Source organism: Ignisphaera cupida (assembly GCF_030186535.1).
GTDB classification, from domain to species: Archaea; Thermoproteota; Thermoprotei_A; order Sulfolobales; family Ignisphaeraceae; genus Ignisphaera; species Ignisphaera cupida.
Genome location: NZ_JASNVW010000007.1, coordinates 1 through 26658 on the forward strand (window position 1 = coordinate 1; position 26658 = coordinate 26658).

The window sequence follows — 26658 nt, forward strand, 5'->3', positions numbered from 1 at the left end:
GAATCCATTAAATGGAATTGAAAGTAGAAACAATAGCAAAAACAATACAAAATATGCAAAATATTTGTTATATCGTTCTGGGAATCCATTAAATGGAATTGAAAGGATAGCTTCAGCAACTGTTTTCAAAATCCTCTCCTCGTCTGTGCATGGAATCCATCAAATGGAATTGAAAGGAACGGTTTCATGAACAAGAAATATGCATCGTGGAGCTGGTAGAATCCATTAAATGGAATTGAAAGTATCTTGTCTCAATGATCAGAGCCTTTGTTTAGGTTGTAAGTGTTTATATTTGCTGTTTTTGTTTTTTGTTTTGTGGTGGTTTTGTTTGGCTGGTGTTTGCTACATATCTCCTGTTGGCACTTCGCTTTTGAGCAACTTTAGCAGGTTGTTTGGGTCTAGGTATTTGTCTAGGTATAGCGATTTTGGGGAGTGGCACAGGTTATCGCCATCTGATGAGAGGAATGTGTTTCCTCATGGCTCTGTCTGTAGCGCTTTGAGTGATGGGGAGTTGGTTAATGATTTGATTGGTTTTGTTGTTGGTCAGAGGGAGAGGAGCTGTGCTGAGGTCAATGGTGTTTTGGGTATTCAGAGGGTTTTTGGCCACAGGTTTGATGATGTTGAAATAGTTTTGCTTTACACAAAAACATGTACAGCTGCTCTTGTTTCAAACGTTCTTGTGAAGGCTTTTCAGGAGCTTGGTTTTCCAAAGCCTGTTGCAATTGAGTTGAGTAGGATTGGCAGTGTTGAGGAGTTTGACAATGGTCTTGTCGAGCTATTGGATAAGATTTCTAGTATTATTCAAGAGAGAAGGTTGAGGGGCATGAGAATATACATAAACGCTACACCTGGATTCAAAGCAGAATCAGCATTTGTTGTTCTAGCATCTATGCTTATGGGCGTTGACGCAGCTATATACATTCATGAGAGCTTTGACTACCCAGTTGTGATACCCTCTCTACCAATAGCTATTAGGAGAGATGAGATAGAGCCGTTGCTAAAGGTTTTTGGAGAGGAAAGCTCTATACACATAAACGCATTTGTTAGTGCACTGGGTTATTCAAAGCTTAGAGAATACATTGACAAAGGCGTTGTTGTTATCAGGGGTGAGGAGGTGGTTCTAAGACCGTGGATAAAACACCTTGTTAAGAAGAGCTAGGTTTGCAAACCAAGAAACATTCTAACAAACATGTTTCTCTCATACTCATGACCAAGCGTTGTGAATGGGCCGTGACCAGGGTAAACAACTGTTTCAGGTGGAAAAAATGTGAATATTCTTTTTATGCTTTGCCTAAGCATCTCCTCGGATCCTCCAAGCAGATCAGTTCTACCAACAGCTTCTCTAAACAGTGTATCACCTGTGAAAAGTGTTTTGATGGATTCTACATACAGAGATGTTGATCCTGGGCTATGACCAGGTGTGTGAACAACACCAATTTTTATAGAGCCAAGCTCAAGAACATCACCACCACAAAGCGTCTTGTCTGGCTTTGGAATACTCCCCACCTCAATGCCCCACCTCCTAGCAAGCTCAGCACTCCAATAAGCAACCCAAACATCATCACTATGCATATAAAACTCAGCACCAAGAGCACTCCTCAGAAAATCAACACCTAGAACATGGTCGAAGTGGCCATGAGTAGCCACAACAGCTCTAACCCTCAAACCCTTGCTAGTCACAAAACTCACAACATCAAATGACTTGTCACCAGGATCAACAATAAAAGCATCTTTGGATAAATCATCGTAAACAACATAGGTACTCGTTTTAAGCACACCCAAAACAAATGCTTTTACAACAATCATTTGAAGCAACCAAAAACAAAGAATGTTGAAAAACTATTAAAGCTTTGGTTAGATGAGTAGATGCGTACCAACAAGCTTAACCCCCTCTCTTGGATCCAACACAATTCCGTATTTGCCCATGGTTCCAGAGCCTATTATAACATCGGGCAACACTATCTTCCTACCCTCAACCTCAATCTCCTCAACAAATTTTTGACACCAAACAAATTCTATTCCAAAACAGGCACATAAAACCTATTCAACAAATCAACATTGCAAAACCAAAATAGCTTAACAAATTCTAAAAGGCTTTTTTACAAACATCATTTTCTAAACCAAGAATCCAATAAATGGAATTGAAAGTTATGTGTGCACATCTTTCAATTGTTTGATGGGCGATGGGTTTTTGAATCCAATAAATGGAATTGAAAGTTGAGATTGCAAAGAAAACTGGTTTCAGCATTTGAGGTGGCAAAATGATTGAAATTGTTATAAGAGCTGAGGACATCATTAGAAGAGCCATTGTCATAGACCTAGACAACAACTTGTTTGTTGATGAGGTTTTTGGAGTTGTCAAGCCATTTAGATGCGTAGAAGAGCTTGCAAACATTTTAATGAGCTATGCATGCAGAGGAGAGTGTGAAAAGCCACATGCAGATCCAGTTATACACGCTGGCAAAGTTGTTTTGGTTTGGAGAGGAAGAGAAGTAACAATTGACGGAGACTTCTTCGTAGGTATAAAGATAAGCAGCATTTTGAGCAATGTAAACATGCTTGTGAGAAACTAGTTCATGTGAAAAACATTTTTCATCTATTGCTCTTTGTCATTGTTTTGATTCGGAAGAATCCAATAAATGGAATTGAAAGTCTACAATCCCAAGAACCCATTTCCTACATGTCTCAGCATTGTGAATCCAATAGATGAAATTGAAAGTGATGGCCGCCAGGTTTATAAACTGGTTGTGCAAGTTTCGTAACTGGAACCCAAAAATGGAATTGAAAGAGGAGCAAACAAACATAAGCAGATTAATGTTTATAGCTAGAAGTTATCTTAACGAGGCCTTTGAGTTGCTTGAAAAGGGTTATGTTCACGACGCGGCTGAGAAGGTTTGGGCTTCTGTTAAGAGTGCTACTGAGGCTCTTGCGCTGAAGTACCACGGTACTACTAGGCCTTCCCACGGCGTTAGCTGGAGGAGGTTTGTTGGAGAGGTGTTTACAAGGGTGGGGCTCAGCGAGAGGGAGGCTGAGGAGCTTGCAGACTACTTCATAGATGTTAGGGATAGGCTCCATGGCGGTGTTTTCTACGGGTTCTTCTATGAGGAGGAGGAGCACAGGCCTCTAATAGAGAAAGCGAGAAGGTATTTAGAGCTGGTAAGCAAGCTTCTGAACACAAACACCTAACACACCTTCTCTAAGCTTCTAAAAGCTTATAGCAGTAGAAACTCACTTCTTTCAATTCTTCGTATTGCACTTCCCATGCTTGATCAAGTTCATTGAGTAAGTGAAGCTTATGCTTCTTTTAGCTAAAGTTCATAAGGGGGTAAGACGGTTCTTGAGAATGTGCCATATTGGGTATGCAGCTTCTCCACACTAACAGTCTCACACTTGGCAATGGCATCGCTTTGGCGGAAATAACAAAGGTTTGGCGAAGCTAGATCCTCTAAGCGTAGCCCAAATAGCTGTAGTGAGAGGTTGTGACAGGACTTAGCACAAGAGCAGTTAATATCATTGGCAGAGAAATTGTGGCGACACTGCTTTGTAATGGTATTGGCATTGGGGATGGGGTGAAGGTTTTAGTGAGTGGTTATAGCCATTCACAATTGCTACACGTTGCTGTATACTTTTCTTCGTATGGAAGCTTCACTCTTCTTATCAAAAGCTTTTCGTCTAGCTCCTTCAAATACTCCAATATGATATCCTTCATTTTTCTAGACATTATGTACACAGGTATTGTTACACCTAGTTGCATCAAAGCTTTTTCAGCTAAAGCCTTTCTAATCATCTCATTTGCACTTGTACAAACATAGTCTGCTTTCTCCATGTGGGTTATGCACTCTTGCTTTGCTAGTGTGTTGCATGTTGAAAACACTGTTACATCTATTCCCAGCTTTTTCTCAGCTTCTCTCACCTCTGAAATCTCCCAGCATCTAGCACCAATAACACTAACAGCAACTTTTCTACATCCAATTTCAGCAGCTTTCGAAACACCTTTCACTTGATCAATTAAAGCATTTTCCTTATCCAAAACAACTCCACCCATATCCTCAACAGTTTTAATCACTTCTGAAATTGGATATGTTTTGAGAAGACCATTCATAACAGCTCCAATACCTTGAACAAGCTCTGATTTCTTGGCAACAACAGTTCCAGCACCATCACAAACAACAACTGCGCAATCGAAAAAACCTTTTTCCATACCCCACGAAACAATTTCTGATGTGCCAAAAGAAACAACTTTGCTTGTAACAAACCCTCTTCTAGATGTGAACAAACCAAACACAACCATTTTAAGCTTCACAACATGTTCAACAACATCTTCACAGCTTTTCCTAACCCCATAAACTCTCAGCATATATGGGCAAAAAAGATTCCTCGGCTTCTCAACAACCTCAACAAAACCATTTTCATAGATTCTAACCACAGAGCCCATGACAAGGGCTTCGTGAAATCTCAACAGCTTTGCACCAAAATCACAAAGAGTTTTGCATCTCAATATATTTCTTAACAGCTTTCACAGCTTCTCTCACTATAGCAGGTATATTGGATTTGTAGAATCTTAGACTTCTCTTAATCTCTATAGCCAAAGCCTCTACCTGTGGTGGTTTACCAAAATATGCTATGAATGCTCCTCCAAAAAATGGATAGTCAAAAGCTGTTTTGAGTTTGTAGCTTCTAAAAACATTTGCAATGATTTCTGCAAGTTGTTTAGAAGCTGATGAGAAGCCTCTTGTCGATATGCATATATCTGGCCACTTAGAAACATTCTTCATTCCATGAATATCCACAACCACTCTAACCCCATATCTTCTCACAACATCTTCTACAAAAAGCCAAAAAGGAGATTTTTCAGCATACCACTTATTGAGATTATAATCAGGCATTGCAAGACCATCAACAAAATCAACCTTACTCAAAGTTGGTAAAACAGCCCATGCATTTTCAGAAACAGCAACCTTGTACGCAATTTCCCATGTAAACAAATCAACTGCAGACCCATATCTAAGAAAATGGCCAAGCTCATTATAAAAACCAAACAGTTTGTCATAGCCCAAACGCCTTAAGCATTTCCTCAAAACCTTTACAACATGTTTATACATATCTGTTCCAAAACCATGCAAAGCTGTGATTAGAAGTGGGTAACTACCCTCAACAACTATGAAACCATCCAAAGAATCGAAACTCAATTTGCTACACCATGAAAACAAAAGTTAAAAGCAAAATTTTAAATCATTTTAATAGCTTTGTCTTCAACTTTCTTTGGAAACACGATGGTTGTGGAAAAGACTGTGGCTATGTGCTTGTAGAGAATCAGTTATCGCTCCCCCAATCACCTTTCATCAAAGACCAATCCACATCATCTAATCTAAAAACATTTTTCTTAAGGGTTAAAAACACTATTTATTCTTGTTTTGATGTTCATATGTTTTTATCATTGGTATTGAGGCTATTGCCATGGATGATATGTAGAATACTGGTTCTGGATTTTTCAAGATATCTGCTAGTGCTCCTCCAATGCTTGTTGCTATTGCTGGGGCAATATTTTGTATTAGATATATTGTGGAGCTGTGCCCTATTCTCTTATCTGAATCCACTTCGGATATTATGTGGCTTAGTAGTGACATCCACACTCCTATTCCCCCAGCACCAGATGCAAAAGCTCTTGCAACTTGAAGCTCAACTGTTTTTAGCTGTGGGAAAATTGCTGTTGATGTAGCTGATAAGGCTATTGATATTCTTGCAAGTGTCAATGGCTTTACCTTTTTAAGTATTTCACTAAATGCAATAGGTGTTGCAATACTTGCAACAAAAGTTGATATGTTCATGGCTGTTATCCAAAGCTCGTCTCCTCCAAGTTTGTAGATTATGTATGGTGCTGTGAGAGATGTTGGTAGGTTGAGTGATAGGAATAGAATTGCTATAGCTATGTAGAATAGTGTTGCTGGTTTAGCATTTGAATACACATTTACAGTATTTGCTTTAACTGCATAGTCTTTCAGCATAATAATTAGTGGTGTGTCAAGTAAAAAGATTGTTGATACCACTAGAAACAGTTTTCCATAGGAGAGCAAGCTCTTTTCAAAAGCAAATATGTATCCAGCTATTGAAGATCCGGCCAAAGCACCTATAGTACCAAGCAAACTATCTAAAGCAACATATCTATGCTTCAAATTATCTGGAATGTTATCAGCTACATAATCAGTCCAAGCAACTCCAGCAATACTTCCAAAACCACTAGCCAATGAGAATATAGCTGATGATACATACAAAAGCTTTAGAGCATCAAAAACATTTATTGTTACCAGAATTGATGAAACAAGGAATAGCATTCTTGAGAAGAGAATTGATAGTTTAAACAAGGCAAGTCTGTAAAGCCTAAAAAACAGCTGTTTCCTCATCGCAACAAGAAAAACAATTGATGATGAGAATAGTGGAAGTGCATAGGAAATAGAAATGTGTATGTAGTCACTAGACAATCTAGATGCAAAAGCAAGTCTATAACTCCACAAACCACCAAACCAAACACCCCAGAGAAAAGAGTCTATAAGTAGAACTATAAGCAAAAACAGTTTTGATTTCTCCAAAGCAAACCACCGCAAAAATCACTACAAACTTCTCACAATGAATTTTGGAGGTTCGATCCACTCACTTTTGCACCTTGGGCATTTAGAAGGCTTCTTAGGTTTTTCAAGATCCTTGAAAACATAGCCACATTTTCTACACCTTGGTGGTGTCATTAAAAGAGCTTTTCTATTACCACTCTCCCTCCTAATGCTTTTAGCAATATGCTCCAAATGAATATAAACATCTTTTACATCTAAATCAAAAACATTTGCTATTTTCTCAGCTGAAACAGGCTCCTCAGAACTCTCTAAAAACTTCGCAATTCTCTCTCTAATACTCTCATAAAGCTCTTCAAACATTTTGAAAACACCAATTCAAGATTTTGTTAAATTGTGTTATTAGCACAGGTTGTGAAACAACACTAATTCGCTGTGTTATAGTGTTAAAAGAAGTTGTTTTTTATACACATATGTTGTTTTGCATATGGTTTCTACCCATGTTTAATTCAATGTTTTTAGCCTTTTTAGTGTGAAAGTAGTTGTGGTGAGCCATGGCCAACAGAGTTTATGTTGTTGAGAAATTTGTTTATAGGGTTTTGCATGAGGGTTTTGAGCCATCTGAGGAGGAGGTGAGGAGTGTTGGTGAGCTACTTGGTCAGCCAACTAAAAAGCTTAGTGTTGTTTTGGATAGGTATAAGCAGGTTTTTGGTAGATATGTTGAGAAGAGATGTGCTGGTTTTGACCATGAAAAGCTTTGTTTGTATACATGGAGTCAGAAAGTTCCTTTCAAAGCTTTTCCACTTTCAATGCATTTAACTGGAACAATAATTCTTTTCAAAGACGATAAACCTGTAGAGGTTGTTGCATACCCAATTCCAAAGGCTCTTAGCTATGCAAAGTCATCTGATGTTAGCGAGGAGAAGTTTGGTTTTGTAACACCTAGAGAGGTTTCTAAAAGAGTTGATGGTTGGCAAATAACAGCATATTACAATCCATTGCTTGGGAAATGGGTTTTTGCAACAAGATATGTTTTACACAACATGTATTTTGATAGAGGAAAGCTTGTTTCTGAACCATTTGAAAGCATAGCTAATCCATATGTTTATGTTGCTCATAGAATAGCTGAGGAAGAGAATCTCTACAGTGTTTTAGACAAGTTCAGGGGTTGGACAATAACATTTGTTTTAGAAGGACCAGAACCAGCTGTGACAAAACCTCCATACCCGCTTGGAGATGACTATAGGAGATACAAGCTATATGCTCTAATGGCTAGAGACCCAAGTGGAAAGCTGTACACGTGGAGAGAAACAGGAGAGCTTCTAAACTATAGAGTTCCAGAATCTGTTGAACCAAAGAAACTATCAGATCTATACAGAGATGTTTCTAGAAAGCTTGATGTAAGATCATATTTCGCATATGTTGACACAGGTGATTTGGAAAACCCATTGATAATAGAGCTAGAGTCTGATGCATATCCAGAAGCAATGAATGTGAAGTATCTCAACAACGCAAAGTCTGCAGCTATACTTGTTGTTGATGGGCTTGGCCATGAGCTTAAAAAGATTGTTGATCAAAGAATTGCTAGTGCAATAGATGGTGTGGAAGCTGCTGTAGAATCTACGAGGAAATTGTTGCAGAATCTACGTGAAGACATGTACTCTTCTGCTGCATGGGAAATAGCGAAAACAGTAACAGAGTTTAGAGAAGATGCAGATATAAAGACTGGTGAACTTGAAAAGGCATTGAAGGAGGGAAATGTGGATAGAGTTGTGAAAAAGGTTTTGGCAATTCTACTAGAAAACAAGTCTCTTACAACCATAGACACACTGGAAATGCTATCACAATTTGTAGATGCTTTGAGGAAAAGAATTGAGAGCTTGACACGAGAAAACATTGAGCAAATCAGGTAATGGCTAAGCGCTTTCCCTAACAATATTTGGAGAATCTAATGAGTGTCTCCACAGCCCCTTCTTAAAGCTTATCACAACAATACCTAGTTCATCTATTGTTGCATCAGTAATAAGCGGTTCTATTAAATGTGGATCAACAGCTATATATGCATAAACTGATGATAGAACTCTTCCCCTTTCATCAAGTAGCTCAACAAGATACTTCTTTCTAGAGATATAATTATGTGTAACCGTAGATGCTAACTCAACCTCAACTATATCCATATCCTCTAAAGACAGTCCAAGCTCCTCAGCAACACTTTTATCAACAACAACCACAGGCTCATCACTTTCAGCACCACCATTAACCAATACCCTCAAAACCTTATTTCTACCTGTATCTCTATCAACAATCCTTATCCACACTCTAACAACCACTAGACACACCCTTAGGCACTAAAACTCTGACAATTCTATACCTTCCATACTTTAACCTCTTATTTCTCAAAATCTTTACCTTGCCACTAACAATAGCATCAAACAACTCCTTATCTATAACAACTTTTAAACCCACCTAAACAACACCTTTGAATTCCGTTTTAAACCCACGTCACTAAGCTAATAAATTTATCCTACTCAATTCTATATTGCTGAATCAAGTACCTACCAAACCTATGTTTTTTGCAATTACCTGCAAAACATTTTTATCCAATGAGTTGAAAAATTGTAGAGTTTCTTTGAATTATTGCTAGATTTTCTTAACCTTTAGAATGTAGTGATATGCTGAATTTGCTGCTATAGCCCCTTCAGCCACTGCAACAACTATTTGTTCAAATCTCACTTTGTGTGGTCTGCCAGCAACATCACCTGCTGCAAAAACTCCTGGCAGGTTTGTGCTCACATCTGGTTTCACAGCTATGTACCCATTTTCATCAAGTTCTAAACCAATTTTCTTTAACAATTCTACAGGTGGTTGAGATTCAATTTCTATGAAAATCCCGTCAACGTTGATAATTCTCTCCTCCCCTGTGTTAACATTTTTAATTTTTATTGCCTCTACCTTGCTGCTTCCAATGATCTTGGTAACAACTGTGTTTAGAATTGGTTCAATTTTTGGATTATTCAAAACCTTCTCTACGTAAATTAGAAATGCTTTAAAACATTTCTTCTGTGAATAACATAGACTTTTCTAGCAAAGGAGGTTAGGTGAAGAGCACTACCCAAAGCTGAGTCTCCTCCACCAACAACTCTATCTCTAAAGAAAGGAGCATCGCAAACAGCACAATAGGAAACACCTCTTCCAATCAACCTATCCTCGCCAGGAACACCAAGCTTCCTCTTCTCACATCCAATAGCAATTACAACAGCATAACCACAAAAAACATCGCCATTAACAGTCTCAACACATCAAAGATCATTGCTTCTCCTTAGATTCTCCATAGGATTGCCAACAACTATTTCAACACCATATTTTCTAACATGTTTTTCAAAGAGATTGACAAGTTCATTACCAGGAACATCAGGAATGCCAGGATGGTCATCAACAAGAGGAGCAACAGCCATTTTACCTCCAAGATCCTTTGTAACAATAATGGTCTTTAAATCAAATCTAGCCAAGTAAATAGCTGCTGTTAAACCAGCGAGGAAAACGCTCTATTTCCTATGCTAGAAGAGAAGGGGGTTCCAAGAGAAGGTGGCCCTATAGGGGTTATGCTTGAAGAACACAACATTGGCAGAGAATATATTAGAGGATTGGAGGAAGGGGTTAAAAGCTTTATATGGGTATTGAAACTGGGCTAAGAGATATTATTGAAAACGGAACTGGCTATATTCAGCTTCTAAGAAATCACATTTGGATAGAAGACAACATTTTATTCCAAATAGCACTGCAGTTTCTAAATGAAGATGATGATGCAAAGCTTGTTGAAGAATTTGAGGAAATAGAGGAAAAGAGAATAGGTCATGGAAAACACGAAGAGCTTGTAAAAAGTATTGAGGATTTGTCTAAAGAGTTCAACTAGTTTTGCCAAAACAAAACACAGTTATGTCAAGAAATTATTTCAAAGCTTTAACCAAAGACCTTGTGCTTAGATATTGAGAAGTAATTGATAAAAAATAAAATTGTTTTTACCTTAACCCAACCCTATTTACTTTTCTTCTTCCCAATCCAGTAAACAAATCCTGCTATTATCCAGCAAATCAATGTGCTTATTGGTGTGAATGTGCAGTGTGAGTAGTATCCAATGAGATTTGGCTTCTTTGCTAGTGCTGGTACTAGAGTTGAAATGCCTAGGGCAATGAATATTGCCGTGACAAGCCAGTAATACCACTTCATGTTTCTCCACCCTAATGAAAATGATATGCCAAGAAAACTTAAAGGTTTATGTTGTTTAAACATTTGTGTTTGTTGAGGTGTTAGTAGTTGGATTCTCGAAGCAATGTTTTAAATAAGATGTATAGTGGTATTGTGAATCTTGAGTCTGTTAAACAATATTGTGAAGAAGCCATTGGGTTTGGTGTAAATATTCAGGATGTTATTGGTGTTGTGACAAAAGCTCTTGAAGTTGTTGGTAAGAAGTATGAGGAGGGTGAGTACTTCTTGTCTGAACTTATAATGGCTGGTGAAATTGTTAAGGAGTGTTTTGAAGTGTTTGAATTGCATATACCTAGTAGCCAACGCCAGTTTATTGGTAGAATTGTTGTTGGAACTGTTGAGGGGGATCTTCATGATATTGGCAAAAATCTTTTCATAATGTTTTCAAAGTCTATGGGTTTTGAGGTTATTGATCTTGGTGTTGATGTACCTCCACAAAAATTTGTTGATGCAATAAAGCAGTACAACCCAGACATAGTTGCAATGTCAGCACTTATAACAACTGCGCTATCATCAATTGAGAAAACTATGAAGGCTCTTAAAGAGCATGGTCTTAGAGACAAGGTTAAGGTGATTATTGGTGGTGCTGCTGTATCGAAAGAGTTTGTAGAAAGTGTTGGTGCTGATGCTGGTGGTGTAGACGCATTTGAAGGTGCTCTCATATGTAGAAAGTGGGTTGAGGAAAAAGCAAAACAGAATAGATGATTAGGTGATGGGCTATGCACAAACCTCTTACACATAGAGAGCGTCTTCTAAGGGTTTTCAGTTTTCAAAGTGTTGATAGAGTACCTAACTACGAGTTTGGGTATTGGAAAGAAACAATAGATAGATGGCATAACGAGGGTCTTCCACAGCACATCAAATCTGATAAGGATGTTGAGAAATACCTTGGTCTAGAAGGTATTGAGAGTTTAGAGAGCATACCTGTAGTAGTTGGCTTGTGGCCTCCGCCAATAGAATTTGTTTTGAGGGAGGAAGACGATAAGGAGGTTGTTGCTGATGGGCTTGGAGGAATCTATGTTAGAAAGAAGTATGTTTCTGCAGTACCACACTACATCAGATTCCCAATTAGAAGTAAAGATGATTGGAAGAAGATTAAAAGGTTTCTCGATTTCGAAACACCTGGTAGAATTTCTCTAAATTGGAGCGATATTGTTGAAAAGTATAGGAATAGGGACTACCCATTGAGAATATTTGTTGGTAGCTTAGTTGGGTGGCTAAGAGATTGGATGGGGATAGAGGGCTTGTCAAAAGCTTTTTACAGAGACCCTGACTGGGTTGAGGAAATGGTTGATACAATAGCTGATCTAGTTGTTAAAATACTAGATGTTGTGTTAAGAGATGTTGTACCTGATATGGCGTGGTTTTGGGAGGATATAGCCTATAACAAAGGCCCTCTAATCTCCCCCAAGCTCTTCGAAAAATATATTGTGCCAAGATACAAGAGAATAACAAAACTTTTAAACGCCTATGGGGTTAAGATAGTTGTTGTTGATTGCGATGGGAATATAGAGCTTCTTGTACCTGGCTGGCTCGATGGCGGGGTAAACTGCATGTTCCCACTTGAGGCAAGGTATGTAGATCCATATAAACTCAGAAGAGAATATGGCGAAAAGATTCTTCTCATGGGTGGTGTAGACAAAATGGCTTTGATAGCAGGTGAAAAAGCTATTGATAAAGAACTTGAGAGACTAACTCCACTGCTTGAGGAAGGTGGATACATACCAACAGTAGATCATAGAGTACCTCCAGAGGTTTCATACAAAAACTACCTGTACTACATAGAGAGAAAAAGAGAGTGGCTGGAAAAGCACCATCCATAAAACCATGACAATGCTACTCAAATTCAAAAACCTGTAGCTGTACTAGTAAATTACTACAACCCCCAAACCCTCCAATTTTTGCAAACAGTGTTCATAGCTTATTAATGCTGCTAATAAGGCTGTTTTCGATTAGCGATAAATTTAAATGCTTTTGATTGCTTCTATTTACTTGATAAGAAATCCTCTGTGATCCGCTATGCGGTGAGAGGGGGTGAGAGAGTAAGAGTTGCAGATGGGAGCCTTGTGGCGTTGGGCTCGACAGGGTCCCATGAGGCTTGGGTGAAGCTGGTGAACCCAAGCCTAGGGCCAACCCCACCCACGGAGTTAAAAGTGATTGAAACCAATTAAAAGTACCGTGAGTGGGGAAACGCTAGTATTAGAATAGCTGGGAATAGCTGGTAGAAGTGTTAAAGCAGAAAAAGCTTTGACTTGAGTGATGCTTTTAATGAGTTTTGATAGGTATAGGGATTGGTTTGAAGAAGCTATTGATGATTTTGAAGCTGCTCAGATACTGCTTGAAATGGGTAAGTGGAGCAAAGCTTGTTTCTTTTCTCATCAAGCTGTTGAAAAAGCTTTGAAGGCCCTTTTAATCAAAAAACTTGGTGTTTATAGACATACCCACAGCGTTGCTGCTCTCATAAACGAAATCTCATCTAGAATAGCTCTGCCCAGCGATCTTGCGAAGTTGGCTAGCAAACTTGATAGATACTACATACCCACGAGATATCCAAGTGCATGGCCATCTCTACCTCCACACAAGCACTATTCAAGAAGTGATGCTGAGGAAGCTGTTAGAATTGCTTATGAGGTGATAAACTTTGTTAAGAGAACCATTGAGACAGATTCTTAGCAAAGAAAATGTTAGAGATTTGACTGAGGAGCTAACCCAGCTACTTGAAAACATTGCAAAAACATATAAACCACTAAAGATAGTAATAACAGGATCTCTAGCTGAGGACAAGTTTGTGAGAGGGTTAAGCGATATAGATGTTCTTGTAGTAGTCAAGGAAATGAGAGAGAATATGGAGAGATTTCTCATGCACTCAATAAAAGATGTTGATGTGGAAATAACAATAGTTTCGGAAAAAGAACTTGAAGAAGCTATTAAGAGAGGCAATGAATTCTATATACAAGCAATTGAAAAAGGCATAGTTGTTTACACCTCCTAATTCCATTTACCGAGATCATATTTTAATCCCTTAACCAAGATTTGTATATACTTCAAACTTCTATTCTTATTCAACTCACTTTCAAAATATTAGAGATATGGCTTTTTGGATTAAGGAGACAACTTTGCAAAACGTTAAATTTTTATCTTTATGAAAAACATAAAGATAATTTAGGTGCTATAGTTGATTCCACGTGAAAGAGTTGTTTTAGCTTTGAAGCATGAGGAGCCTGATAGAGTGCCAATAGACTTTGGTGCTACGCTCACTACCGGTGTTCATGTATGTGTATATAACGAGTTGAGAAAGACTTTGAATTTATTTGTTAAACCTATTAAAGTAATTGATTTTGGTCAACAATTAGCTGAAGTTGAAGCAGAAATTTTGAGGCTTTTCCAAGTTGATGTAATTAATATTAATAGAGTTCTTGATCCTTGTGCCCCTATAGAAATACCTTTTTTCAAGTAGAAGAAGTGGGTTCATAGATGTGGTTTTGAAGTTGAAATACCGGATAAAATAAACATTGTTGAGGAGGAGAATAGGTATGTTGCATACTGGAATGGAAATGTCATAGGGTTTATGCCTAAGAAGGGATATTATTTTGAGGGTTTTAACAGAGTTAAACCCCCGCTTGGCGATATAAATAGTGTTAGCGATGTTAAAAACTATGATTGGAGCAGTGCCAAAATCTCTACAGAGCATCTGGAGTTTCTTAAAAAGCGTGCTGAGTGGCTATACAAAAACACGGATTACGCTCTACTATTCTTCTCAGGATATGCATATTTGGGAGGATGCGCAATGGGTTTTCATGAGTGGGGTCAGGGGCTTAGGGGCTGGGCAAAGTGGTTAGCAGATCTAAGAGTCAGAAAGCCATTAGCCGAGGCAATACTGGATCAAATGATGGAGATTCTCAAATACAATGTAGAGAACATTGTTTCTACACTAAAAGACTATGTTCAAGTTATTGCTTTTGGTGATGATTTTGGTACTGAGGAGGGTCCTCAAATTAGTGTTGAAATTTTTAGAGAGTTTTATAAGCATAGATTTGAAGAGTTGTTTAGTATTGTTAAGAGAAGAAGTAAAATGTTTATATATTTCCATAGCTGCGGCTCTATATACCCAATAATTAAAGAGCTTATTGATGCTGGTATAGATGCTATTAACCCTGTTCAAATATCTGCTAAGGGTATGGACCCTGAGAAGCTTAAGAGGGATTATGGTGAGCAAGTAACATTCTGGGGTGGTGGCGCGGATACCCAACATGTTTTACCATTTGCAAAACCTGATGAGGTTGTTGAGCATGTTAAGAAGTTGATCAAGATATTTGCTCCTGGCGGTGGATTCGTTTTTGCATCAGTACACAATATTCAGCCACCAACACCACCAGAAAACATTGTTGCAATGTTTGAAACAGCTTATAAATATGGTAAATACCCAATAAGAGCTAGCTAAAGGTAATTGAAGATGAGCAACGTTTTGAATTCTATTGTTGATTCCCTAGCCAATTTAGATATGGATAACATTATAAAATTTGTTAAAGAAGCTATTGAAAAATTTGATGTTAGAAGTGTTATAGATGCTCTTGCAGAGGGTATGAGAGTTGTTGGTGAAAAGTATGAAAGGGGTGAGTACTTTGTTTCGGATTTGATAGTATCTGCAGAAATATTTAATGAGGCTATGAATATTGTTAAGCCAAAGATTTTAGAGCTTAGAAAAGAGGTTAAGCCTATTGGAAGAGTTGTTATAGGTACTGTCTATGGAGATATTCACGACATTGGAAAGAATCTTGTGAAAACATTTTTAGAGGCAAACGGTTTTGAGGTTATTGATCTTGAAGTAGATGTTCCAGTTGAGAAATTTGTTGAAGCTGTTAAGCAGTACAACCCAGATATTGTTGGTATGAGTGCTTTACTAACATCAACAATGATTCACATGAAAGATGTTATAGATGCTCTCAAGAAAGAGGGTTTGAGAGACAAGGTGAAGATTATTGTTGGTGGAGCACCAATAACAGAGGAATTTGCAAAATCAATTGGAGCAGATGCATATGGTGAAAACGCATATAAAGCAGTGGAAATATGCAAGAAACTAGTGGAGGAGCTTAGGAAAACATGTAATACCTCGTTATACCCATGCCCTCTTTCAATCCAATAAAAATAAAGCTATAGATCTTGCTAATATAGCGCAATGCTTGTGTTATTTCAATGATTTAACATCATCACTAATGTTTTATGATCATTGCTATTGCCTTGGCCTAACAAGCTAAAAAGTTTCTATACTACTTCAACACAAAAATATATTAAACATTAAAGGAATCCACAAATGGAATTGAAAGATGTTCATTGGGATGAGCGCTGCAAAACCCAAAACCTCTGGAAACACGTAGATAACTCTACCACTGGACATGGCCATGTTCAAAGCCTTGTTAAAAACATCGATATTATTAGCCACAACATCTACTAGCACCATCCCAGAATTCACAGCTGAAGCAACTACAGGTAGTGGTGAAAGCAGTAGTAATATGCATAGAGCTAAACCATAAACTCTCTAAACACCCATTGAAACTACGCCTATACAAAACTTAGAACCACAGCTAATTAAAGCTTTTGAACTATTTACCGCAATGCTGCAACACCTTATTTAAAGACTTTTCTGCATTAACAAATTGTTAATACAGCATGAGGATTGCAAAGAAGTTAATGATACATTTTTAACATTGTGTTGTTGGTGTTTAGGCATTTTGTTTTAATTTTTGGTTAGGTTTATATCTTTCGCTGTGGAAGTGGCTTTCGGTGTGGAAGCATGCTTTTTGATCCAAAGCCTAAGAGGTGTAGAAAAGATTTGTATGATTTTAATGAGGAGTTCAACATGTTGAGTAGGTTTTTGGGTGAGCCTCTTGTTGTTGTTACTGGTTTGAGGAGAACTGGTAAAACATCTCTTATTCTAACTGTTTTAGAGGAGAGTGGAAAGCCATACATATTTGTTGATGCAAGATCTGTTTCAAGGTCTTGGAGAGATTTGTATACTGCGATTTCTACAGGTTTTTCAGATTTCATGGCTAAAGCATCTAGGTTTAGTGGTTTTCGTGATTCTTTGCTAAGGTTTTTGAAGATAATCAAAGGTGTTTCTGTGATGGGTGTTAGCATAGAGTTTAGCTGGGGTAGAGACAGGCCATTGCTAACACAAATATTTACAGCTTTGAATGAAGCTGCTGAGGAGCACAACCTCAAAATAATCATAGTGTTTGACGAGGCCCAGCTGTTTACAGGGGTTTTTGCAAGGGCTTTGCAAAACGCTATTGCTTATTCCTATGACCATTTAAAGAATCTATCTTTTATTGTTAGCGGATCTGAAATGAATGTTCTATACAAGTGGTTTAGAGATCCTGAGGCACCACTATATGGCAGAGCATTTCTAGAGGTGAAGACAAGGAGGCTTAGCAGAGAAGAGTCAATGAATTTTCTTGAGAAAGGCTTTAGCGAACTCGGGTATAGAGTGCCAATGGATGAAATTGAGATGGTTGTAAACAAACTTGATGGTGTGATAGGTTGGCTAACATACTACGGCTATCTAAGGGTATTCCAAAACAGATTAGTTGATGATATATGGAGAGAAGCTGTTGAGTTAGCTAGGAAGGAGCTTGAGAACTTCCTCATGTATAGAGTAAGTAGAGAAAGGTATAGAAAGGTTCTGAGACTTCTAGCCCAGGGAGTTAGGGAGTGGGGAAAACTAAAACAAATGCTAGAAAATGCTGAGGGGAAAACAATTAGCGATAGAGTTTTGCATGAAATACTACACACACTAAGAAACCACACAATAATAGATGATGAAAACAACTTTCTAGATCCAATAACAAGAGAAGCAGCTAAAACACTGTAAAACATATTTTATATTGAGAAAATGTGAAAACCTCCACTAAATGAAATTGAAAGTAGTGAGGTAGTAATGCATTGAAAGAATCTAGTTACACTATTCATATTGAGGAGCTTGATAGGGTTGTGAGTTTTGTTGACGGGGAGAAGGAGTTTTCACAGCTTAGAGAAGTTGTGTTTAGGGGTACTGTATTTCCTTTTGTTATCTACGGTCCAGAGGGATGTGGCAAAACATCTCTTCTTAGGTTTGTGGCTAGGGAGTTGAGAAGCTATGGAGACACAGTTGTTGTTTATGTAGATGCTTTGGAGGGTTTTGATGTTGAAAAAGCCTTGTTTTCATCGCATAGAGAAATAATTGATTTTGTGCAGAATCTAATCTCAGTTCCTTTAGGTGCTTCAATAGCCAGAGCTGTTATGAGGGTTGTTAGCAGGTTTGCTCAGGGTGTTGGTATTGAGAATAGAAATGTTGTTGTTATTCTTGATGATGTTTATAGATATACAAAGTCTTTGTATGAATGGATTGGCTATCTACATGAGAAGTACAGAGTTTCTAACACAGCCATAGTTCTAACAACATCTGAGGGAATTTCAAAGAGGATTCTATCTAAACACACATACGTGTCTATACACATGATGTGGAATCTTCCTAGAAGAGGTTTTGAGGAATTTGTTGAGCAGCTAAACCCGCATATAGATGTTGAAGAAATTTGGATGTGAACAGGGGGAAACCCGCGTGCAGTCATAGATTTAGCAAGACTTGGATGGAGCATCGATAAATGGATTGCGAAAATATATGAGGATAGAATTCGCAGAGCTTTGCATACAATTGGAAAAGACAAGGTTTTGCAGCTTGCAGAAGATCCTGACTCGGATTGGTTATCAGCTGAGAAGCTAGAGGAGATGAATCTTATGATAGAGCTTAGAAGAGGCTCTGCAATTGGCTTGCAGCCAGAGAAAAGCATTGGGCTTGGCATTGGAGAGGAGTGGGCTTGGCAAATACCAGCATACAAACAAGCAGTTAAGCTATTCGCAAAATAGTTTCGAGAGTTGTGTTTAGCTATAGCTACTTCAAACTTTAAAATGTTTGTGCTATAGATAATTGGCTAGGTTATGCACAAAGGTTTTTGCAATGACTGAACATGGCGAGAGGTACAGGGTTAAGTGTCTTAGTTGTGGATATGAAAAACTTGTATCTGATTTGCTTAGCATCTCTCTTTGCCCCAGGTGTGGAAGTGTTTTGGGTGTTAATCACAGTAATAATGTTTTTAGAGTTGATCTGATGGGTAGAGGGGTTTGGAGATACTCATCGCTTTTACCAAGCATACCAGAAAGGATTTCTCTTGGCGAGGGTTTAACACCTATTAGCAAATTTGGTTCTGTGTGGATTAAGAATGAGCGCTTCAACCCAACTGGTTCCTATGCTGATAGAGCATCAGCTGTTATAATATCCTATATCAAGAGCTGTGGATGGAGCTTATTCACAAGCTTGTATGAAAGAGATTTTACAAAGTCTCTTGTTCGCTATGCCCAAAGCCAGAACATGCAATGCAGAGTTGTTGCCTTGGGAATGAATTTTATGGATATTGACGATATTCTCTTTCTAGCTTCTAAAAACATTGAAGTGTCTTTCAATATTGATAATGAGGAAAAGCCTTTTGTGCGCTACGCAAATCCTTTGACTATAGAGGGTTTAAAAACAATTGCATTTGAAATATACGAATCCGGGGTATCTGCTGAGAGAATTGTTGTTCCAAGTGAAACTGGTTTGCTTGCTTTATCAATTTTGAAGGGGTTGAATGAGCTTAGGGAAAGCGGCATAGACATTAACTACGAGATTGTGGCTGTGTCTCTAAAGAACTCTAGCCCCAGTTACCTTGCTGGTGTTAGAGATGTTAAGGTTGTTGAAATTGGGGATGGAGAAGCATATGAAGCTTTGAAGAATGTGATTAGCAAAGGATTTAACACAAAGCCCTTATCTGCTCTAAGCATTTATGTTGCTGAGAATTTTGGGAAGGCTGTAGCTGTTCTAACAATGGGATTCAAAACACTTTCAACTAGAAGTAGCAATGTTAAGAGAATGATCATAGAGGTTCTGCTTCAGGAAAAAAGACCTTTGACAGCCTATGAGATATGGAAAACAAAACCTGTTTACACATTGAGAGCTGTGTACAAAGCTCTTAAAAGCATGGAGCTAGCAAACGAAATATGCTTTGACGTGGTGTCAAAGGGTATGAGAAAAACAAAAGTGTATAAACTTTGCTAGACATGTTCATAGCTATAGCTATGTACCGACCTCCACCCCCTCTTCGCACAGCTTCTTAAGAAGCGTTGCAGCGGATAGTGCTGCTAAGTAGCTTGTTCTTGGGTTTTGTGTATGAGGAACATTCTCAACTCTTATGAAAATCTTTGATGCCTTACCCTCAACAATTATCTCATGAATGTTATGCATAGCCATTGGATCAGCATATATCTCAACATTTGGCTCTACCCCAGATGCTAAAGCAAGTGCTGCAACAACGTTTATGTTTGCTGGAAACAGCTTAACTGCTTCCGATGCCTTGCCAGAGTATATCAGTGTTTTTGTTTTCACATTCTCCACATCTACACCTAGTTTCCTAAGCGTGTTTCTGTCAAATGATCTTATATTCTTTGTTGTTTTCAGAACAACTCTATCGATTCCAGTTAGAGACAAAGCCTTTACAGCATCTAAGCCAGCTATAGCACCAGATGGTATATAGACTCTGGCTTTTGACAAACCCATAACCTTTCTTATTTCACTAATCAGCTTCTCATCAAGCAACGCACCAACACTAAGAACAACAACATCTATCCCCATCTCAAGAACTCTAGGAACATACATTTTCACAGCCTCTTGAGAAGCAGCTTCAACAACTAGAGTTGGTGAGGCTTTTAACAAGCAATCCAAATCACTGCATATAGCAACACCCTCTAGACTATGCATAGATGAGATGCTGCTACACTTCTCAGAAGCAATATCCATTAGAGCAACAAGCTTGCATTTCACAACACCTCTAGCAATAGCTTCGATAAGCACAGATCCTATGGCTCCACAACCAATTATTGCCACTTTCCTCAATTCTTAATCACCTCAACAATATCTAAACTCATGTCAATAGCTTTACTGGATAGCGTTACCCAGCCACAGCTTATCACATCAACATCCAGCTTGGCATACTCATCAATATTTTCATAGGTTATTCCACCAGAAACCTCAATCAAAACCCTGTCTCTCAAACCACGTTTCCTAAGTTCTTCAATAGCTTTCTCAACATCATTGGGACTCATATTATCAAACATTATTATGTCTGCACCTGCTTCAGCAGCCTCAACAGCCTCCTCAACACTTCTCACCTCAACCTCAATCTTGTGAACAAAACTAGCACTGCTTTTAGCAATTTTAACAGCTTTTGCAACACCTTCAACAATCTTAATGTGGTTATCCTTAATCAAAATGGCATCGCTTAGAGAAAACCTGTGGGTATCTCCACCACCTATCTCAACAGCTTTCTTCTCAAAGTATCTAAGCCCAGGCAGAGTCTTTCTCGTTGCAGCTACTCTAACCCTGCTATTAACTTTCCTAACCTTTTCAACAAGGCTTCTAACAGCTGTTGCCACGCCGCTGCAATGCATTAATATGTTTAGTATAATCCTTTCAAGGTAGAGAATTGTTCTAGCCTCACCAACAACCTCGAGAACCACAGAGCCTCTTTCAATGAAACAGCCATCACAAGTAAAAGATTTAACAGTAAGACCAAACCTTTTAAGCACAGCTACAACATCATCTAAACAAGCAACAACACCACTCTCCTTGGCAACAACTTGAGCTTTTACAACAACATTTTTCAGTATCAAAACCTCTGTTGTTATATCCCAAAAAGGTGCATCCTCCTCGAGAAACTGAAGAAACTTTTTAAAAACTATTTCCTCCACGGCCTTGAAACCCCCAGAACATCGAATGTGTTTTCAATAGCTTTTCTAACCTTTTCAGCTACAGCCCTATCAATTTTCATAACATAGGATTTGCTAACAAGGCTTGAGAGAATCTTCTCCAAAGTTATTTTCTTCATATCATCGCATATGGCTTTTGTTGAAGCAGGTATAAACACCTTCTCCCTAGCCTCCTTAGCCATTCTATATATTATCCCAACTTCAGTACCCACAAGAAATGTTCTAGCACTGCTTCTCTTCACAAATTCAATCATTTGACTAGTGCTTCCAACAAAATCAGCCTGGCTTCTAACAGCTCTTGGACACTCTGGATGAGCTATAAACACACAGTTTCTGTAAATGGACTTTAAGCATGTGATTTCCTCTAAGCTAAACTTTACATGAACTGGGCAGTGCCCATGCTCAGGAACAGCAACAACATTCTTACCTGTTTTCTCAGCAACATACTCTGCAAGATGCTTATCAGGCCCAAATATAATTGTCTCAGAGTCAAGTGCCTTCACAAGGTTAACAGCATTAGCACTTGTAACAACGTAGTTGGCCAAGGCCTTGACAGCTGCTGGACTGTTAACATACATAACCACGGGGGCTCCTGGATATTTCCTCACAGCCTTCTCAACATCCTCAACACTAATCATTGAAGCCATGGGGCATTTAGCATCAGGTTCTGGGTGAAGAACAGTAGAGTTCTCATTCAAAACAGCTGCTTGTTCAGCCATGAAATCGACTCCAGCAAAAACAATAACCTTTGCATTGCTTTGCATAGCCTTTATCGAAAGCTCTAAGCTATCACCAACAAAATCAGCAATATCCTGAACTTGTGGAGGTTGATAGTTATGAGCAAGGATAATAGCATTTAATTCTTTTTTGAGTTTCTCAATTCTTGAAACAATTTCCACGTCCACAAATTTTCACCTGTGTTTTACACAAAAGTTCAGAAAATGCCTAACCATATAAGTTTTAAACAACCGTTTAATTACAATTTAACAAAATCGCTAAAGCAAAAGCTAGTGAACGTTCCACAAAGCCTATGTCTCTAAAGCCCTTGTATAGTCTTTGGTGATTCAATGAAACTTGTTGACTCGTATGAATATCTTGAAAAGCTTTACAACTTGATTTACGCGCTTTTGGAGTTGAGGGATCGTGCTAAGGAATCTGGTATGTGGATTGAAACAGCTACTCCACTTGTTAGATATGGCTTTATATCAATGTTTAAAGGTGGTGTTATTATGGATGTTACAAATGCTGAGCAAGCTGAGATTGCTGAGGATGCTGGTGCTGTTGGTGTAATGGTTTTGGATAAGCTTCCCTACGATGTGAGAATGTCTGGTGGTGTTGCAAGAACAGCTGATTTAAAGGTTATTGAAAGTGTTATGAATGCTGTGACAATTCCTGTTTCCGCCAAGTGTAGAATTGGCCATGTTGAGGAAGCGAAGCTTCTTGAGGAAATTGGCGTTGATTTGATAGATGAAAGCGAGGTTCTTACACCAGTTGATGAAAAAGCTCACATAGATAAGTGGTTGTTTAGAACACCATTTGTTAATGGTGCTAGAAACCTTCCAGAGGCTTTGAGAAGAATATATGAGGGTGCATCAATGATTAGAACAAAGGGCGAGGCTGGCACAGGTAATGTTGCTGAAGCTGTTAAGCATATAAAGCTTGTGAATCGCGATATCTCAATGCTTAGAGGATACTATCTTAACGGTGATTACGAAGCTATATGGGTTTACTGCAAAGAGAATAAAGTGCCATATGAACTAGCATTGTTAACAGCTAAGCTTGGTAGACTACCTGTAGTGAACTTTGCTGCTGGAGGTATTGCAACACCTGCTGATGCAGCTCTTATGAGATGGCTTGGAGCAGATGGAGTGTTTGTGGGATCTGGTATTTTCAAAAGCGGTGATCCAGCTGCTAGAGCCAAGGCAATAGTGCTTGCAACAGCATTTTACGATGACCCGGAAACAGTTGTTGAGGCTCAGAAAATGGTTTCTGAAAAGCAAAGCATGATGGGAATAGACATTAGAACACTCAAACCCGAGCAGCTTCTTCAGGTAAGGGGTGAGTAAAGTGGTTTCGGTTGGGATACTTGCTTTGCAAGGGGATTTTCTAGAACATGCAGAGATATTGAAAGAGTTGAACGCAACCCCCGTGTACATTAAAAAACATAGCGACTTAGAAAAAGTTGATGCTCTTATAATACCAGGTGGAGAGTCAACAACAATTGGAAAGCTCATAGAATACAAAAACCTTGGGCCACACATACAAAGATTTGTTGATGAGGGCAAGCCCGTGATGGGTACATGTGCAGGTGCAATAATACTGGCGAAGGAGGTTAGAGATAGGGTTGTTGGCATAACAAATCAGTTCACACTAAAGCTTATGGACATTAGCATACTGAGAAATGCATTTGGAAGACAAAGAGAATCCTTTGAAACAACTCTGTGGATAGATAGCTTAGGAGAGGTTAGAGCAGCATTCATAAGAGCACCAGCAATTTTAAACGCATGGAACAACGCAAAAATCATAGGATATGTAGAGCATCCAGCAATAGGTAAAGCAGGTGCAGCAGCAATTCAAAACAACATGCTTGCACTAACATTCCACCCAGAAATAACTCAAGAGAAAAAGGTTTATAGCTACTTCCTCAACCTAATCAAGAAATAGTTTTTTCTATCCCCCAATTCCCTGCCAAATTCTAAAACATTCACAACACTTTTGCATTAACTAAGGTATTAAAAACCTTGCTTATTAATATCATGCAAAAGGTTAAGATCATTATCCATTAATGAACTATAGCAAATTTAATGTGTGGTTTCCAGGCTTTTTGCAAAACTTGAAAATATTTATAACTTGGCTAGGAAAAGAATTTGAATGTTGTTATTTTGAAAGTGATGTGTCTGAGATAATGCAAAAGCGAATTGTTGAAATATGTATAGTTGTAGCTATTGTCGCTATTTTCATAGCTATTGCATTTCACAACAAAATCCACGACCTGGTTGCTTCCCCACAACCACAGCTAATTCGTGGAGCACCAAATACTTCAATAACAGTTGGTGATTGGGTCATAAACCTGAGAAGCATTACCATAGTTACATATGAAATTTGCAAAGCATGTGTAGTGGAATCTGTTGAAGACATGAACATTGTTATAGCAAAACTTGAAATACACAACAATGATACAATCACGAAGAGCATGTCAGAGATATGGGGATTTGAACTTGTTACTAACACAGAAAAGAAGTATCGATGCACATCAACATCAGCACCACCCACCATAAAACCAAAAGATGTTGCAGAATATTACATAACATTCTCCATACCAGCAAGCGAAAAACCAAGCAAATTAATACTCAAAATAAGCAACAAATTCATAGTTGAAATTATGCTATAAAAACATCTAACCATATCTCATATTCTACATTAATTACGTTATAATGTAGTAAAGACAAGTTTAAAAATTTAAAAATGTTTTTGTTTTATTTTCTTTTTATTGTCCATGCTTATAAACCTATAATATTGAATTACATTAGATTTTATATTATAGTCACTTTTTTGAAAATTCTAATAACCTACCTTACTTTACCCACCTGCTAGATCTTAATACTTTCAACAATATCTACACCAATCACCCTGTTTTCAACTTCCCTTCTCATACTTACCATTTACGGTAAAGACAATGATAATATTTTGAGACTCATTGTATATATCATTAGTCCTCTGACCAACTCTAAGATACTAATGGTTCAACAATTACTGATATTTTAATCTTTTGTTGAATTGAAAGTGATTTCATGTAGTGTGATCAAGGTATTTATACCTCTTCTGGTTTATACTCTTTTTGGTGAAGGGTATATGGCGTGTTTTGAAAAGCCTTTGACTTTTCCAAGTGCTGGCTATGAGCTTTCAGCCTTTGTTCACATACCGTCTATTGGGTCGAGATTTTTTGTTTTGATGCTTCATGGGTTTACGGGTAACAAGGTTGAGGCTAATAGGCTTTTTGTTGATGTTGCAAGGGCTTTGTGTAAAGTTGGTGTTTCTGTTTTTAGATTTGATTATAGGTGTCATGGTGATTCTCCTCTGGATTTTGAGGAGTTTAGGTTTGAGTATGCTTTGGAGGATGCTGAAAATGCTTTAGCCTATGTTGCTAATGGTTATAGGCCGGAGAGAATAATTGTGTTGGGTTTGAGTATGGGTGGGCATATAGCTGCTAGGTTAGCTGCTGCCCATGGAGATAGGCTTGCTGGTGCTATTCTCCTATCCCCAGCAATAAACTTTGCAGAAATTGGAAAGGCTATGGAGAGGTTTGTTGCTGAAGCTGGAGATTATTACATTCTCGGGGTTTTTGGACCTTATAGAATAAGGAAAGAGGGTTTGCTAAGCTTCTCAAAATACAATGCTCTTGAGCTAGTAGATAAAATCACAATACCTGTGCTAATAATACATGCAAAAAACGATGAGGTTGTTCCATATATACAGTCACAGCAATTCTACGAAAAACTTGCTTCAAAAGATAAAAAGCTTGTGCTACTAGATGAGGGAGGTCACGTATTTTCAACATACAAATCAAAAACAACTGTTATTAGCGAAATAGTTACCTGGGTAAAAGAGAAAATGGGTATAGCATAGCACTGCTATGCCAAGACCAATACCAGTTAAAGCCTTTTCATAAACATTGCAGCAGTATTTGACTAAGCCAGGAAATAACAAAGCAGTTGATTCGAGTTTTCATCATGTGTAAGCTTATTACTTTTTTACTACAGTTGTTTGCCTTGGTGTGGTTTTTTGCCTGAGTATGTTGATCCTGTTTGTGGCATGGTTGTCGATCCTAAGAAAACTACTTACAAAACTGTTTACAGGGGTAGGATATACTATTTCTGTAGCAAACACTGTTTAGAGGAGTTTGAGAAGAATCCTGAGTATTATCTTACTCATGGCCCTAGAGGCATGCACTAAGCATAGACTGTTTTTGGTTGTTGCATTTGGTTAGGGAGAAGCTAAA

At 38.2% G+C, this 26658-nt stretch carries 37 protein-coding genes and 1 pseudogene; 23 read left to right on the forward strand and 15 right to left on the reverse strand.

Translation table 11 applies throughout. The features are described 5' to 3' along the window. The coding region (locus QPL79_RS08150; RefSeq protein WP_285274319.1) for a hypothetical protein at positions 1-190 on the forward strand (190 nt) is incomplete at its 5' end. 138 nt (positions 191-328) lie between these two features. Beyond that, on the forward strand, positions 329-1159 hold the full coding sequence (locus tag QPL79_RS08155; RefSeq protein WP_285274320.1) for a putative CRISPR-associated protein: 831 nt from the start codon (positions 329-331) through the stop codon (positions 1157-1159). Here the strand turns inward: QPL79_RS08155 and QPL79_RS08160 are convergent. After that, the gene (locus tag QPL79_RS08160; RefSeq protein ID WP_285274321.1) at positions 1156-1806 is read right to left on the reverse strand and encodes an MBL fold metallo-hydrolase; all 651 of its coding nucleotides are present in this window, start codon (positions 1804-1806) and stop codon (positions 1156-1158) included. The genes QPL79_RS08155 and QPL79_RS08160 overlap by 4 nt on opposite strands. A gap of 455 nt (positions 1807-2261) precedes the next feature. On the opposite strand from QPL79_RS08160, the gene QPL79_RS08165 reads away from it, so the two are divergent. Both QPL79_RS08165 and QPL79_RS08170 read left to right on the forward strand, forming a co-directional pair. Continuing rightward, positions 2262-2573, forward strand: coding sequence for a hypothetical protein (locus QPL79_RS08165; RefSeq protein WP_285274322.1), 312 nt, complete (start codon positions 2262-2264; stop codon positions 2571-2573). 133 nt (positions 2574-2706) lie between these two features. Continuing rightward, entirely contained in the window at positions 2707-3186 is a 480-nt protein-coding gene (locus QPL79_RS08170; RefSeq protein ID WP_285274323.1) for a PaREP1 family protein, read from the forward strand. Positions 3187-3589: 403 nt separating this feature from the next. Here QPL79_RS08170 and QPL79_RS08175 read toward each other — a convergent pair whose 3' ends face one another. From QPL79_RS08175 to QPL79_RS08190, 4 genes are all read right to left on the reverse strand, one after another. Next, positions 3590-4459, reverse strand: a complete 870-nt coding sequence (locus tag QPL79_RS08175; protein ID WP_285274324.1) for a DUF2099 family protein — start codon at positions 4457-4459, stop codon at positions 3590-3592. 16 nt (positions 4460-4475) lie between these two features. Then, entirely contained in the window at positions 4476-5189 is a 714-nt protein-coding gene (locus tag QPL79_RS08180; protein WP_285274325.1) for an N-formylglutamate amidohydrolase, read from the reverse strand. Between the two features lie 210 nt (positions 5190-5399). Beyond that, positions 5400-6587 (reverse strand): MFS transporter, encoded by a 1188-nt coding sequence (locus QPL79_RS08185; RefSeq protein ID WP_285274326.1) that lies wholly within the window; start codon positions 6585-6587, stop codon positions 5400-5402. A gap of 21 nt (positions 6588-6608) precedes the next feature. After that, complete coding sequence (locus QPL79_RS08190) at positions 6609-6926, reverse strand: transcriptional regulator (RefSeq protein ID WP_285274327.1); 318 nt, start codon at positions 6924-6926, stop codon at positions 6609-6611. A 191-nt stretch (positions 6927-7117) separates the two neighbouring features. On the opposite strand from QPL79_RS08190, the gene QPL79_RS08195 reads away from it, so the two are divergent. Further along, the gene (locus QPL79_RS08195; RefSeq protein ID WP_285274328.1) at positions 7118-8476 is read left to right on the forward strand and encodes a hypothetical protein; all 1359 of its coding nucleotides are present in this window, start codon (positions 7118-7120) and stop codon (positions 8474-8476) included. 3 nt (positions 8477-8479) lie between these two features. On the opposite strand, the gene QPL79_RS08200 is transcribed toward QPL79_RS08195, so the two are convergent. The 5 genes from QPL79_RS08200 to QPL79_RS08220 all read right to left on the reverse strand — a co-directional run bounded on the left by QPL79_RS08200 (position 8480) and on the right by QPL79_RS08220 (position 10072). After that, the gene (locus QPL79_RS08200; protein WP_285274329.1) at positions 8480-8893 is read right to left on the reverse strand and encodes a hypothetical protein; all 414 of its coding nucleotides are present in this window, start codon (positions 8891-8893) and stop codon (positions 8480-8482) included. Further along, entirely contained in the window at positions 8883-9029 is a 147-nt protein-coding gene (locus QPL79_RS08205) for a hypothetical protein (RefSeq protein ID WP_285274330.1), read from the reverse strand. The genes QPL79_RS08200 and QPL79_RS08205 overlap by 11 nt, the downstream gene beginning before the upstream one ends. Positions 9030-9203: 174 nt before the next feature. Further along, the gene (locus QPL79_RS08210) at positions 9204-9581 is read right to left on the reverse strand and encodes an NAD(P)/FAD-dependent oxidoreductase (protein ID WP_285274331.1); all 378 of its coding nucleotides are present in this window, start codon (positions 9579-9581) and stop codon (positions 9204-9206) included. 17 nt (positions 9582-9598) lie between these two features. Next, positions 9599-9814: an FAD-dependent oxidoreductase gene (locus QPL79_RS08215; RefSeq protein ID WP_350309103.1), complete on the reverse strand. Its 216-nt coding sequence runs from the start codon at positions 9812-9814 to the stop codon at positions 9599-9601. Between the two features lie 48 nt (positions 9815-9862). Further along, on the reverse strand, positions 9863-10072 hold the full coding sequence (locus tag QPL79_RS08220) for a hypothetical protein (protein ID WP_285274333.1): 210 nt from the start codon (positions 10070-10072) through the stop codon (positions 9863-9865). Between the two features lie 36 nt (positions 10073-10108). On the opposite strand from QPL79_RS08220, the pseudogene QPL79_RS08225 reads away from it, so the two are divergent. Both QPL79_RS08225 and QPL79_RS08230 read left to right on the forward strand, forming a co-directional pair. After that, positions 10109-10255, forward strand: a pseudogene (locus QPL79_RS08225) (hypothetical protein); the annotation flags it as partial. Continuing rightward, on the forward strand, positions 10234-10476 hold the full coding sequence (locus tag QPL79_RS08230; RefSeq protein ID WP_285274334.1) for a hypothetical protein: 243 nt from the start codon (positions 10234-10236) through the stop codon (positions 10474-10476). The pseudogene QPL79_RS08225 and the gene QPL79_RS08230, both read left to right, overlap by 22 nt. Before the next feature lie 122 nt (positions 10477-10598). Here the strand turns inward: QPL79_RS08230 and QPL79_RS08235 are convergent, their stop codons facing one another. After that, the gene (locus QPL79_RS08235) at positions 10599-10790 is read right to left on the reverse strand and encodes a hypothetical protein (protein WP_285274335.1); all 192 of its coding nucleotides are present in this window, start codon (positions 10788-10790) and stop codon (positions 10599-10601) included. Between the two features lie 87 nt (positions 10791-10877). Between QPL79_RS08235 and QPL79_RS08240 the strand changes: the two genes are divergently transcribed. The 7 genes from QPL79_RS08240 to QPL79_RS08270 all read left to right on the forward strand — a co-directional run bounded on the left by QPL79_RS08240 (position 10878) and on the right by QPL79_RS08270 (position 15972). Then, positions 10878-11534, forward strand: a complete 657-nt coding sequence (locus QPL79_RS08240) for a cobalamin B12-binding domain-containing protein (RefSeq protein ID WP_285274336.1) — start codon at positions 10878-10880, stop codon at positions 11532-11534. Positions 11535-11548: 14 nt separating this feature from the next. Then, positions 11549-12652 (forward strand): uroporphyrinogen decarboxylase family protein, encoded by a 1104-nt coding sequence (locus QPL79_RS08245; protein ID WP_285274337.1) that lies wholly within the window; start codon positions 11549-11551, stop codon positions 12650-12652. A 445-nt stretch (positions 12653-13097) separates the two neighbouring features. Then, positions 13098-13502, forward strand: a complete 405-nt coding sequence (locus tag QPL79_RS08250; protein ID WP_285274338.1) for a HEPN domain-containing protein — start codon at positions 13098-13100, stop codon at positions 13500-13502. Continuing rightward, positions 13471-13821 (forward strand): nucleotidyltransferase domain-containing protein, encoded by a 351-nt coding sequence (locus QPL79_RS08255; protein WP_285274339.1) that lies wholly within the window; start codon positions 13471-13473, stop codon positions 13819-13821. Before QPL79_RS08250 ends, QPL79_RS08255 begins: the two co-directional genes overlap by 32 nt. A 183-nt stretch (positions 13822-14004) precedes the next feature. Then, positions 14005-14286 carry a hypothetical protein gene (locus QPL79_RS08260; protein WP_285274340.1) on the forward strand — a complete coding sequence of 94 codons (282 nt, stop codon included), beginning with the start codon at positions 14005-14007 and terminating at the stop codon, positions 14284-14286. 111 nt (positions 14287-14397) lie between these two features. Beyond that, positions 14398-15270, forward strand: coding sequence for a uroporphyrinogen decarboxylase family protein (locus tag QPL79_RS08265; protein ID WP_285274341.1), 873 nt, complete (start codon positions 14398-14400; stop codon positions 15268-15270). A 12-nt stretch (positions 15271-15282) separates the two neighbouring features. Continuing rightward, on the forward strand, positions 15283-15972 hold the full coding sequence (locus tag QPL79_RS08270) for a cobalamin B12-binding domain-containing protein (RefSeq protein ID WP_285274342.1): 690 nt from the start codon (positions 15283-15285) through the stop codon (positions 15970-15972). A 129-nt stretch (positions 15973-16101) separates the two neighbouring features. Here QPL79_RS08270 and QPL79_RS08275 read toward each other — a convergent pair whose 3' ends face one another. Beyond that, positions 16102-16287, reverse strand: a complete 186-nt coding sequence (locus QPL79_RS08275) for a hypothetical protein (protein ID WP_285274343.1) — start codon at positions 16285-16287, stop codon at positions 16102-16104. Between the two features lie 333 nt (positions 16288-16620). On the opposite strand from QPL79_RS08275, the gene QPL79_RS08280 reads away from it, so the two are divergent. From QPL79_RS08280 to QPL79_RS08295, 4 genes are all read left to right on the forward strand, one after another. Then, the gene (locus QPL79_RS08280; RefSeq protein ID WP_285274344.1) at positions 16621-17697 is read left to right on the forward strand and encodes an AAA family ATPase; all 1077 of its coding nucleotides are present in this window, start codon (positions 16621-16623) and stop codon (positions 17695-17697) included. 71 nt (positions 17698-17768) lie between these two features. Continuing rightward, positions 17769-18407 (forward strand): ATP-binding protein, encoded by a 639-nt coding sequence (locus QPL79_RS08285; RefSeq protein ID WP_285274345.1) that lies wholly within the window; start codon positions 17769-17771, stop codon positions 18405-18407. 99 nt (positions 18408-18506) lie between these two features. Continuing rightward, the gene (locus tag QPL79_RS08290) at positions 18507-18728 is read left to right on the forward strand and encodes a hypothetical protein (protein ID WP_285274346.1); all 222 of its coding nucleotides are present in this window, start codon (positions 18507-18509) and stop codon (positions 18726-18728) included. Positions 18729-18789: 61 nt separating this feature from the next. After that, positions 18790-19953: a pyridoxal-phosphate dependent enzyme gene (locus tag QPL79_RS08295; RefSeq protein WP_285274347.1), complete on the forward strand. Its 1164-nt coding sequence runs from the start codon at positions 18790-18792 to the stop codon at positions 19951-19953. An 18-nt stretch (positions 19954-19971) separates the two neighbouring features. Here the strand turns inward: QPL79_RS08295 and QPL79_RS08300 are convergent, their stop codons facing one another. From QPL79_RS08300 to nadA, 3 genes are read right to left on the reverse strand one after another with little or no spacing between them, the layout of a single operon-like run. Beyond that, on the reverse strand, positions 19972-20778 hold the full coding sequence (locus QPL79_RS08300; RefSeq protein ID WP_285274386.1) for an aspartate dehydrogenase: 807 nt from the start codon (positions 20776-20778) through the stop codon (positions 19972-19974). Positions 20779-20783: 5 nt separating this feature from the next. Continuing rightward, positions 20784-21641 carry a carboxylating nicotinate-nucleotide diphosphorylase gene (gene nadC / locus QPL79_RS08305; RefSeq protein WP_285274348.1) on the reverse strand — a complete coding sequence of 286 codons (858 nt, stop codon included), beginning with the start codon at positions 21639-21641 and terminating at the stop codon, positions 20784-20786. Then, positions 21629-22558: a quinolinate synthase NadA gene (gene nadA / locus QPL79_RS08310; RefSeq protein ID WP_350309104.1), complete on the reverse strand. Its 930-nt coding sequence runs from the start codon at positions 22556-22558 to the stop codon at positions 21629-21631. Before nadA ends, nadC begins: the two co-directional genes overlap by 13 nt. A 168-nt stretch (positions 22559-22726) precedes the next feature. On the opposite strand from nadA, the gene pdxS reads away from it, so the two are divergent. The 5 genes from pdxS (at position 22727) to QPL79_RS08335 (ending at position 26612) form a co-directional block, all read left to right on the forward strand. After that, positions 22727-23725 carry a pyridoxal 5'-phosphate synthase lyase subunit PdxS gene (gene pdxS / locus QPL79_RS08315; RefSeq protein ID WP_285274350.1) on the forward strand — a complete coding sequence of 333 codons (999 nt, stop codon included), beginning with the start codon at positions 22727-22729 and terminating at the stop codon, positions 23723-23725. Between the two features lies 1 nt (position 23726). Then, the gene (pdxT, locus tag QPL79_RS08320) at positions 23727-24323 is read left to right on the forward strand and encodes a pyridoxal 5'-phosphate synthase glutaminase subunit PdxT (RefSeq protein ID WP_285274351.1); all 597 of its coding nucleotides are present in this window, start codon (positions 23727-23729) and stop codon (positions 24321-24323) included. Between the two features lie 241 nt (positions 24324-24564). After that, positions 24565-25050, forward strand: coding sequence for a hypothetical protein (locus QPL79_RS08325; RefSeq protein ID WP_285274352.1), 486 nt, complete (start codon positions 24565-24567; stop codon positions 25048-25050). 461 nt (positions 25051-25511) lie between these two features. Continuing rightward, positions 25512-26285 carry an alpha/beta hydrolase gene (locus tag QPL79_RS08330; RefSeq protein WP_285274353.1) on the forward strand — a complete coding sequence of 258 codons (774 nt, stop codon included), beginning with the start codon at positions 25512-25514 and terminating at the stop codon, positions 26283-26285. Between the two features lie 156 nt (positions 26286-26441). Continuing rightward, positions 26442-26612: a YHS domain-containing protein gene (locus tag QPL79_RS08335; protein WP_285274354.1), complete on the forward strand. Its 171-nt coding sequence runs from the start codon at positions 26442-26444 to the stop codon at positions 26610-26612. The last annotated feature ends 46 nt before the right edge of the window (positions 26613-26658 follow it).

What these genes read in the sequence shown, in the direction of transcription:
- QPL79_RS08160 (WP_285274321.1), bottom strand. Translation starts at nt 1,806, where the DNA reads ATGATTGTTGTAAAAGCATTTGTTTTGGGTGTGCTTAAAACGAGTACC.
- QPL79_RS08165 (WP_285274322.1), top strand. Translation starts at nt 2,262, where the DNA reads ATGATTGAAATTGTTATAAGAGCTGAGGACATCATTAGAAGAGCCATT.
- QPL79_RS08170 (WP_285274323.1), top strand. Translation starts at nt 2,707, where the DNA reads ATGAAATTGAAAGTGATGGCCGCCAGGTTTATAAACTGGTTGTGCAAG.
- QPL79_RS08190 (WP_285274327.1), bottom strand. Translation starts at nt 6,926, where the DNA reads ATGTTTGAAGAGCTTTATGAGAGTATTAGAGAGAGAATTGCGAAGTTT.
- QPL79_RS08195 (WP_285274328.1), top strand. Translation starts at nt 7,118, where the DNA reads ATGGCCAACAGAGTTTATGTTGTTGAGAAATTTGTTTATAGGGTTTTG.
- QPL79_RS08230 (WP_285274334.1), top strand. Translation starts at nt 10,234, where the DNA reads ATGGGTATTGAAACTGGGCTAAGAGATATTATTGAAAACGGAACTGGC.
- QPL79_RS08235 (WP_285274335.1), bottom strand. Translation starts at nt 10,790, where the DNA reads ATGAAGTGGTATTACTGGCTTGTCACGGCAATATTCATTGCCCTAGGC.
- QPL79_RS08245 (WP_285274337.1), top strand. Translation starts at nt 11,549, where the DNA reads ATGCACAAACCTCTTACACATAGAGAGCGTCTTCTAAGGGTTTTCAGT.
- QPL79_RS08250 (WP_285274338.1), top strand. Translation starts at nt 13,098, where the DNA reads ATGAGTTTTGATAGGTATAGGGATTGGTTTGAAGAAGCTATTGATGAT.
- QPL79_RS08265 (WP_285274341.1), top strand. Translation starts at nt 14,398, where the DNA reads ATGCCTAAGAAGGGATATTATTTTGAGGGTTTTAACAGAGTTAAACCC.
- QPL79_RS08270 (WP_285274342.1), top strand. Translation starts at nt 15,283, where the DNA reads ATGAGCAACGTTTTGAATTCTATTGTTGATTCCCTAGCCAATTTAGAT.
- QPL79_RS08275 (WP_285274343.1), bottom strand. Translation starts at nt 16,287, where the DNA reads ATGGTGCTAGTAGATGTTGTGGCTAATAATATCGATGTTTTTAACAAG.
- QPL79_RS08280 (WP_285274344.1), top strand. Translation starts at nt 16,621, where the DNA reads ATGCTTTTTGATCCAAAGCCTAAGAGGTGTAGAAAAGATTTGTATGAT.
- pdxS (WP_285274350.1), top strand. Translation starts at nt 22,727, where the DNA reads ATGAAACTTGTTGACTCGTATGAATATCTTGAAAAGCTTTACAACTTG.
- QPL79_RS08325 (WP_285274352.1), top strand. Translation starts at nt 24,565, where the DNA reads ATGCAAAAGCGAATTGTTGAAATATGTATAGTTGTAGCTATTGTCGCT.
- QPL79_RS08330 (WP_285274353.1), top strand. Translation starts at nt 25,512, where the DNA reads ATGGCGTGTTTTGAAAAGCCTTTGACTTTTCCAAGTGCTGGCTATGAG.